The sequence below is a fragment of the Bradyrhizobium sp. CCBAU 25360 genome (assembly GCF_028128695.1).
GTDB classification, from domain to species: domain Bacteria; phylum Pseudomonadota; class Alphaproteobacteria; order Rhizobiales; family Xanthobacteraceae; genus Bradyrhizobium; species Bradyrhizobium ottawaense.
Genome location: NZ_LBJA01000024.1, coordinates 23,448 through 31,221, shown reverse-complemented (window position 1 = coordinate 31,221; position 7,774 = coordinate 23,448). Strand labels below are relative to the sequence as shown.

Below are 7,774 nucleotides of genomic sequence, written 5' to 3'. Positions count from 1 at the left end.
TTACCTGTGAAGTCGTCGAAGGTAACGAGACGCATGGAAGGAAGGGACCAGCCCGAGGGGAGCCTGCGCGGAGCTATTTTGGTCGCGGCGTCGTGATGGTCGACCGCGCACCTCCGTCGCTCCGCGATCATGTGTTGGCGGTCCCTGGAGCGCAGCCAGGCGCAGCGCTCAGTAGATCGCGTAGATCTTGCGGACGGTTTCGGTCACATCCCAACGACCGGTCCAAGCAGGAGGCAGCACGACTAGGTCACCTGCCTTGACGTTGTGAGCCGTGCCGGTGGTTGCGTCAGTGATGGTTGCGCTGCCCGACAGGATAAACGCCACCTCGGTGTCGGGGCGATTGTTTACGGGCCAGCCTCCCGGCTGGCATTCCCATATCCCTATGTTGCCGCCGGCCTTCGGAGCGACCTTCAAGAGGCTGATCTGGGGGTCGCCTTTGTCCGCGCCGGGCCGCTGACCGGCGGATGGAAGACGGCCCGAGATAACCTCAGTGCAGCTAATAACAGTCATGGCGGTCATTCGAATCTCCTTTGAGATATCTGTGGCCAATGTTGTCAATGTGCGCCCGTCAGCCATTCCAGCACGTAGGCGACTCGGGAGGGGCGCTTTGCGAGGGGCTCCTCAGCGTCTCCGACGGCTGCGGCGTAGAGTCCGAGGTTTACGCCAAGCCAGCGAAAGGGCTCAGGCTCCCACTGTGGCGACCGGAGATTGACGATAGGCAGGCGGTTGATCTCGTCATCCCGCTCCAGGATGAGGTTACGGAGGATGCGTCCTGCAAGATTGCTTGTCGCGACTCCGTCTCCAACATACTGACCTGCCCACGCTACGCCCGAGGCGCGGTCCAGTCCGACGGATGGATGCCAGTCTCGCGGAACGCCCAGCGCACCGCCCCAGCGATGCGTGATCCGGACGCCGCTCAGAGCGGGGAAGAACTCTCATCGTGGCCCGAATCTTCGCGTGTACGGCATCTACAGTGTCGTATTCCGAGGAAACCTTTGAGCCGAAATGATAAGGCGCGCCCCTGCCTCCGAAACCAGCCGACCGTCGGCCGTCACCTGGGCATAGGTCCGTAGATGGCGCATATCGTTGAAGGCGATGCGATGGTCAAGCTTCAACTTGATTCGCAGGGAGTGCGGCAGAGGCTCAGTGGCGAACACCAGCGAGTACAGCGGGATAAGGGAGCGACGATACTCCCTGAATTGCGTCGTGAATCCCTCTGTTGCACGAACGATGACGCGTGCGCGAACCGTGCCGCCGGAGGTGATGACGCTGCCTCTGCGAAAATCAGTTGCCGAAGTTTTCTCGTAAATGCAAGCACCGAGAGCCTCGATACTGCGGGTGAGGCCGCGAACGAGGAGGCCGGGATGGATCACTGCGCAGTGCTCGGTGTACAACCCGCCGACGCCCCCCTCGGCAGCTATCATAGCTGAGGCCTCTGGGGCATCCAAAAGTCGCCACTGATGCGGCAGCCCGAACGTCTCGGATGCTTGGACGGCAGCGCGAGCGCGGCTTAGCTGGGCAGACGACCTGGCCAACGACAGGAACCCCTGCTTGGCATAGTTGGCATTAATGCCCTCGTCGCGAAGAACGCGTCCGATCTCGTCGACCGTGTCGTTCATGGCCGCCTGAAGCGCGAGTGCGGCTGCGTGCGAGGAGGATTTGGCGACGTGCTGTAGCAAGAGCGGGAAGATTGCGGACGCCCAACCCCCGTTCCGCCCCGAGGCGCCGTACCCAGCATGCTCGCGCTCGATGACCACTACACGGAGGGTCGGTTCAGCCTTCAACAGGTAGTATGCAGTCCACAAACCTGTGTAACCCGCTCCGATAATCGCGACGTCGGCGTCAATATCAGAGGCAAGTGCCTTCCGACGCTTGGCATCTTCATACCAGACGGGAACGTTGGAAAGGCCACTAAGGGCTTGGCCAACCGACATATTAGATGTCCAAATGTCTCGGGGTTCAACACTTTTTGTGGTCAGTAAAGGCGCCGACCCCGGTGCGTCCATGCCGCACTTCTACAGCTGCGGGTAAAGCTGTTGTACAATTGTCTGAGCAACATCGAGAACTATCCGGGGGTGTCGACTGCAGATGATCACCGTGAACGGACTTGTCGCCATCGATGCCCTTGGACTGACTTTCCGGGCTGGCGCTGCAGGTGGCCATCGACTTGTTACCTGGGCGCACGCTTGCGACCTGACCGATCCGTGGCGGTGGGTAGCGGCCGGCGATCTAGTAATGACGACAGGAGTCGGTATCCCCGAGGACGCGGATAAGCAGGTCGATTGGCTTAATCGCCTGGCGGACATAAACGTAAGTGCGCTGGTCGTGGCTGCACGGGCCGATGCTCCCAAAATCCAACACAAAATGCTGGCCGCCGCAGAAGCACGCAAATTCCCCGTTATAGAGGCGAGTTTCGAGCTTGAGTTCGTCAAGCTCGCACGAAGGGTGATCCGGGTGGAGGCGAGCCGACAGCTATTTCAGTCGTATACTTCAGCGCTACGTGAGGCGACGGACTTCGAAAGCCGATTGGCTAGCCTTGGCAGACGAGAGGGGTGGCACGTCGAGATCAAGGACTTGGCGAGCGGCCGCACCATTGTCTCGTCCGGCGAACCACCGGCGAACGGCGGGCGGCAAGAAATTGCGGATATCCCGGGACGCGGGCGCGCAGCGCTGATGGTGCGGCACCGCAAGGAGCACAAGATAATTGATCCACTGCTGGTCCACTATCTGGCCGGTTTGGTGGTGGTCGAGCTTGAGCAGCAGGCGATCGAACGAGACCATCGCCGCTCTGAAGGAGAAGTCCTCTTGCGCGATTTCCTCAAGGGAGTGGTCGATTTTGCCGCCGCTCGAGCAGTCCTTGAATGGCGGGGCTGCAAGGTCCGCTGGTCAGTATCGCCATCGACCCGTCAGGAGAGGCAGCGTGGGAACCGCGACAGATCCACCATGCATCGGACTTGCGCCCGATCAAACCACTACTGCTGCAAGACGACATCATGATTGCGGTCATGCCCGATCGGGAAGACCTTATATTGAATATGGTGAACTCTCTGGGGACTGAGTCGAAAGCGGGGGTCAGTCGGCCGATCATTTGCGCTGACTTTTTGGAAAGCGTGCATCAAGCCCGGCTCTCCCTCGCCCGCGCGCGCGAAAGTCAAGTCCAGCTAATCAGATACGGGGCAACCGGAACCTCCTCGGCCTTGGCGCCCAAGACGCTCGCCGAAGCGCGAGAGTTGGTCCATCGATACTTAGGCCCACTCATCACTTACGACCGCAACCACGACTCCTCGCTGCTGCGTACGCTCGCTACGTTCCTTGCCAACGACGCCAGCTGGAAGGTGACTGCTGGCAACTTGAGCATTCACAGGCAGACGCTAGTCTACCGGTTACGTATGAGCGAGCAATTGACGGGGCTGAAACCGGCTTCGATGTCGGGGACGACGGCCTTCTGGCTTGCGCTACAAGCCGGCTACGCAGCAGGCATTTTACACAACTGACAGCAATATAGTCATACGTTTGTATAAGGGACGACCCTGCGTTCGTAACAACAGCGAATATCGCCCCGTGTGGGACTCCCCTAATTTGTATTCCGTCAACAACCATCATCCACCGACGGCTATCACGGCGGCAACGACGACGGAATGTGGCTGCCGTTCCTGCGGTCAAAAAAGGATTCATGAATTTCAGAGGTCCCACGTGGACATTTCTTCCCAGACTTGGGGCTACTCCTCGGAGTAGCCCTTTTTTTTGGTGCGCCAAGCATGGCGCGGAGCGGGGAGAGCGGCGCGATTTGACCGGCGTGCTGTCCGGTCGATGACTTAGAGGTGGAGAGTCCTCTACGGACCCTAGTGAAGGGACTGTTCCTGCGTCTCTTAGCACGTCGCTCGCAATTTGCTGGAACGCTCTCCCGCGGCGGCAATGCGCTGCGCTTTTGGTCGATCCAAAAGTGTTGCTGCCGGAGGAGCAACCGATGGGCCTCGCCAGGCGCTTGGTGGCGGCAAGAACCACATGACCATCATGGCCGGGCGCTAAATTGGCCACCAGATCTGCGAAGGCGGCAGCGGTCGACGACAATTGGTCTTTGCTTCCCCAACCTAGGAGAGCATTCGCACCTTATCGCCCCGGGTCAGAGGGATCTCGATCGTTACCTTCCGTAGCAGCAAGTGTCTTCGATGTCTGGCCGAGCAACAATCACGAAAGGGCAGAAAACTTCTCGGACATGAAAAAATAGTTGCAAATTATTGCGTACGTGAAATAACCCCGCTGACTTTAGATCGATGGCTAACTTGATCATTAACAAAGGGAGGGGGGATGCGTCGTCGCGACGTCTTGCGTAGTGCGGTTGCAGGCGCTGCGACGCTTGCTATGCCTCGCGTCGTTTCAGCGCGAGCGAACAAATTGCTGCGCTTCAGGCCCAACAACGACCTTACGGTCCTCGATCCGGTGTTCTCGTCGGTCTTTGTTGTTCGCTATCATGCTCATCTTGTCTTTGACACGCTCTACGGTCAGGACAATGATTTCAATCCTCATCCGCAGATGGTCGAAGGTCACGTCGTCGAAGATGGCGGTCGCCTGTGGCGACTGAAGCTTCGCGATGGCCTCAAATTTCATGACGGCGAGCCCGTTCTCGCGCGTGACGCGGTGGCGAGCATTCGCCGCTGGGCGAAGGTAGATGCGTTCGGGCAGGCCCTTATGGCCGCAACTGACGAGCTCACCGCTCCGTCAGACAAGGAGATCGTGTTCCGCCTCAAGCGACCTTTTCCGCTGCTTCCCGCGGCGCTCGGCAAGAGTTCGACTTTCGTGCCGGTGATCATGCCCGAGCGCCTTGCGCTGAGCGATGTGTCCAAGCCTGTCACGGACGCCATCGGGAGCGGTCCCTATCGCTACATTGCGAAGGATCGCGTGGTCGGACAGGTCACTGTCTACGAAAAGTTTGCCGATTACGTGCCTCGCCCCGAGGGCAGGCCTGAGTATGCCTCGGGTCCAAAGGTGCCTTACATCGATCGAATAGAATGGCGCGTGATCCCCGACCAGGCGACCGCTGCCGCCGCGCTGCGAACAGGAGAAATCGATTGGTTTGAGGAGCCGATCGCCGACCTCTTGCCGACGCTGCGCAAGGATCCAAAAATTACAATCGAATTGATCAGCGTGCTCGGCAACATGGGCATCATCCGCTTCAATCATCTGCGCGCGCCCTTCGACAATCCCGCCATCCGCCGCGTCACCGCGAAGGCGATCTCGCAGAATGAAATGATGCAGGCGGTTGGAGCCAAGAAATGGAGCGACGACGTCGGATTCTTTACACCTGATTCGCCGATGGCGTCGAAGATCGGACTTCCGATCGCCGCGCGGGCTCCTGATTTCAGTAGTATCAGGCGCGAACTTGCGAGCGCGGGTTATGAAGGCGAGAAGGTCGTGCTTCTGGACGCTCCTCAGAGCCAAAACATCCATGTTCAGGCGGTGGTTCTCGAGGACCAACTCAAACGTGCCGGGATGAACGTCGAGTTAGCCTCTCTCGATTTCGGGAATTGGCTGCAAAGGCGAAACAATCGGGAAGCGCGCGACAACGGCGGCTGGAACTTGCTGACTACGTTTCTTCCTGGCCAGGAACTGTGGGACCCGACAGCGCATCTTGCGCTCCGTGGAAACAAGCTTGGCGCGTGGTCTGGCTGGCCGGATAGCCCCAAGCTCGAGGAGTTGCGCGATACTTGGCTCAGCGCTGCAACGGAGGATGATCGAAAAGACATCTGCCGCCAGATGCAGCTCCAGGCGCTCCACGGCATGCCTTACGTGCCATCAGGTCGCTGGGTGACGCCGACTGCATATCGGAAAGGCCTGACTGGCGTCTCGCGTTATATTCCCATCTTCTACAATGTCCAGATGACCTGACATACCGGATTCCCGCAATGAGCTTAGGCAGGCACGGCATGCTGGCATATGCTGCTCGACGGTTCGCATCAGCCATCCCGGTGATGCTGGTCGTCGCGTTGTTCGTATTCAGCCTACTCTATCTTGCGCCTGGCGATCCTGCCGCGATCATCGCGGGCGACCAAGCAACTGCCGAGGCGGTCGAGAAAATCCGAGCGAGCCTAGGTCTCGATCGACCCTTCCTGATCCGCTTTGCGGAGTGGCTGTGGAGGATTGTGCGCGGTGACTTGGGTACGTCAATCTACACAAATCTTCCGGTGACCCAACTCATCTGGCAACGGGTAGAGCCGACGCTATCCCTGATGCTTGTGACGCTTGTGTTCTCGATCATGATCGCGGTTCCGCTCGGTGTCATCGCCGCCTGGCAGGCGGGCAAGTGGGTGGACCGCCTGGTCATGGTCGTGGCCGTCGCGGGCTTTTCGCTGCCGGTCTTCGTGGTCGGTTATCTGCTGGCCTACTTCTTCGCCCTTGAGAACGAATGGTTCCCCGTTCAAGGCTACACGCCGATCGCTCAGGGCTTCTGGCTTTGGCTGCGTAGTTTGATCCTGCCTTCTCTCGCCCTCGGTTTCGTCTATGTGGCGTTGATTGCGCGGATCACACGGGCGACGATGCTAGAGGTCCTAGGCCAGGACTATGTCAAGACGGCACGGTCGAAGGGCCTCAGTGAGGGAGAGGTGCTCTTCGTGCACGCACTGAAAAACGCGGCCGTTCCTATTGTAACGGTTATCGGTATCGGTATTGGCCTCCTGATCGGCGGGGCCGTCGTGACGGAGAGTGTTTTTGTCATTCCCGGAATCGGCCGTTTGACGGTCGATGCAATCTTGCAGCGCGACTATCCGGTGATCCAAGGTGTCGTTCTGCTGTTCTCCTTCAGCTACGTATTGATCAATTTGGGAGTAGACGTTGTCTACACCCTCGTTGATCCCAGGATTCGCTATTGATCATGATATCGACAGCCAAATCCGATTTCGGAGCTATTTCCGAGCTGCGCGACCTTTTTCCTCCGGTCCGTCGACTGCGCGGCATTCGCGGTTTTGCATGGCGGCATCCGACGATCGCGCTTGGGGGATTTCCACTCCTTGCGATCTTCCTCATCGCCGTCCTTGCGCCGTATCTCGGAACCGTGGATCCCGCCGCCCTTTCCCCCGCGCGGAGGACGCGTGTGCCCTCGGGGCTCTATTGGTTCGGAACGGATATGTTCGGGCGCGATGTTTATTCTCGCGTCCTCTATGGCGCGCGGGTCTCGTTGATGGTTGGATTTTCGGTAGCGGTGCTGGCATCACTCGTTGGACTCGCTCTCGGTCTGATCTCCGGCTTTGTCCGCTCGTCGGATGGGATCATCATGCGAATGATGGATGGCCTCATGTCCATTCCCTCGATACTGTTGGCGATTGCCCTGATGGCTCTGACGCGGGGATCCGTAAGTAACGTCATCGTTGCGATCGCTATCGCGGAGATCCCCCGCGTTGCCCGTCTCGTGCGCAGCGTCGTACTGTCGCTACGCGAGCAGCCCTACGTCGATGGCGCCGTCGCGGCCGGAACGACGACGCCAATGATCGTCTGGCGACACATCTTGCCCAACACGCTGGCCCCCCTCATTGTTCAGGCCACCTACGTCTGCGCCTCGGCGATGATCCTCGAGGCGATCCTGTCCTTCATCGGAGCTGGCACGCCACCTACCATTCCGTCCTGGGGCAATATCATGTCCGACGACCGGGCTGTCTGGCAGGTCAAACCCTACATTATCTTTTTCCCCGCCATCTTCTTGTCGCTGACCGTCCTCGCCGTAAACCTTTTAGGAGATGGCCTGCGTGACGCCCTCGACCCCCGCATGGCGAAAAGGATTTGA

The 7,774-nt window shown here is 59.2% G+C and carries 7 protein-coding genes; 5 read left to right on the top strand and 2 right to left on the bottom strand.

The features are described from left to right. Positions 1-168: 168 nt before the first annotated feature. Positions 169-519 carry a cupin domain-containing protein gene (locus XH81_RS05130; RefSeq protein WP_271596064.1) on the bottom strand — a complete coding sequence of 117 codons (351 nt, stop codon included), beginning with the start codon at positions 517-519 and terminating at the stop codon, positions 169-171. 449 nt (positions 520-968) lie between these two features. Further along, positions 969-2,006 (bottom strand): NAD(P)/FAD-dependent oxidoreductase, encoded by a 1,038-nt coding sequence (locus XH81_RS05125; protein ID WP_271596063.1) that lies wholly within the window; start codon positions 2,004-2,006, stop codon positions 969-971. Between the two features lie 82 nt (positions 2,007-2,088). On the opposite strand from XH81_RS05125, the gene XH81_RS05120 reads away from it, so the two are divergent. From XH81_RS05120 to XH81_RS05100, 5 genes are all read left to right on the top strand, one after another. Then, on the top strand, positions 2,089-2,997 hold the full coding sequence (locus XH81_RS05120; protein ID WP_271596062.1) for a PucR family transcriptional regulator ligand-binding domain-containing protein: 909 nt from the start codon (positions 2,089-2,091) through the stop codon (positions 2,995-2,997). Next, on the top strand, positions 2,994-3,494 hold the full coding sequence (locus XH81_RS05115) for a PucR family transcriptional regulator (RefSeq protein WP_271596061.1): 501 nt from the start codon (positions 2,994-2,996) through the stop codon (positions 3,492-3,494). The genes XH81_RS05120 and XH81_RS05115 overlap by 4 nt, the downstream gene beginning before the upstream one ends. 814 nt (positions 3,495-4,308) lie before the next feature. Next, positions 4,309-5,886 carry an ABC transporter substrate-binding protein gene (locus XH81_RS05110; protein WP_271596060.1) on the top strand — a complete coding sequence of 526 codons (1,578 nt, stop codon included), beginning with the start codon at positions 4,309-4,311 and terminating at the stop codon, positions 5,884-5,886. 38 nt (positions 5,887-5,924) lie between these two features. Then, positions 5,925-6,866, top strand: coding sequence for an ABC transporter permease (locus XH81_RS05105; RefSeq protein WP_271596059.1), 942 nt, complete (start codon positions 5,925-5,927; stop codon positions 6,864-6,866). A 2-nt stretch (positions 6,867-6,868) separates the two neighbouring features. Then, positions 6,869-7,774 (top strand): ABC transporter permease, encoded by a 906-nt coding sequence (locus XH81_RS05100; RefSeq protein WP_271596058.1) that lies wholly within the window; start codon positions 6,869-6,871, stop codon positions 7,772-7,774.

Coding starts and splice junctions, on each gene's coding strand:
- XH81_RS05100 (WP_271596058.1), top strand. CDS start 6,869: ATGATATCGACAGCCAAATCCGATTTCGGAGCTATTTCCGAGCTGCGC.
- XH81_RS05115 (WP_271596061.1), top strand. CDS start 2,994: ATGATTGCGGTCATGCCCGATCGGGAAGACCTTATATTGAATATGGTG.
- XH81_RS05110 (WP_271596060.1), top strand. CDS start 4,309: ATGCGTCGTCGCGACGTCTTGCGTAGTGCGGTTGCAGGCGCTGCGACG.
- XH81_RS05120 (WP_271596062.1), top strand. CDS start 2,089: ATGATCACCGTGAACGGACTTGTCGCCATCGATGCCCTTGGACTGACT.
- XH81_RS05125 (WP_271596063.1), bottom strand. CDS start 2,006: ATGGACGCACCGGGGTCGGCGCCTTTACTGACCACAAAAAGTGTTGAA.
- XH81_RS05130 (WP_271596064.1), bottom strand. CDS start 519: ATGACCGCCATGACTGTTATTAGCTGCACTGAGGTTATCTCGGGCCGT.
- XH81_RS05105 (WP_271596059.1), top strand. CDS start 5,925: ATGCTGGCATATGCTGCTCGACGGTTCGCATCAGCCATCCCGGTGATG.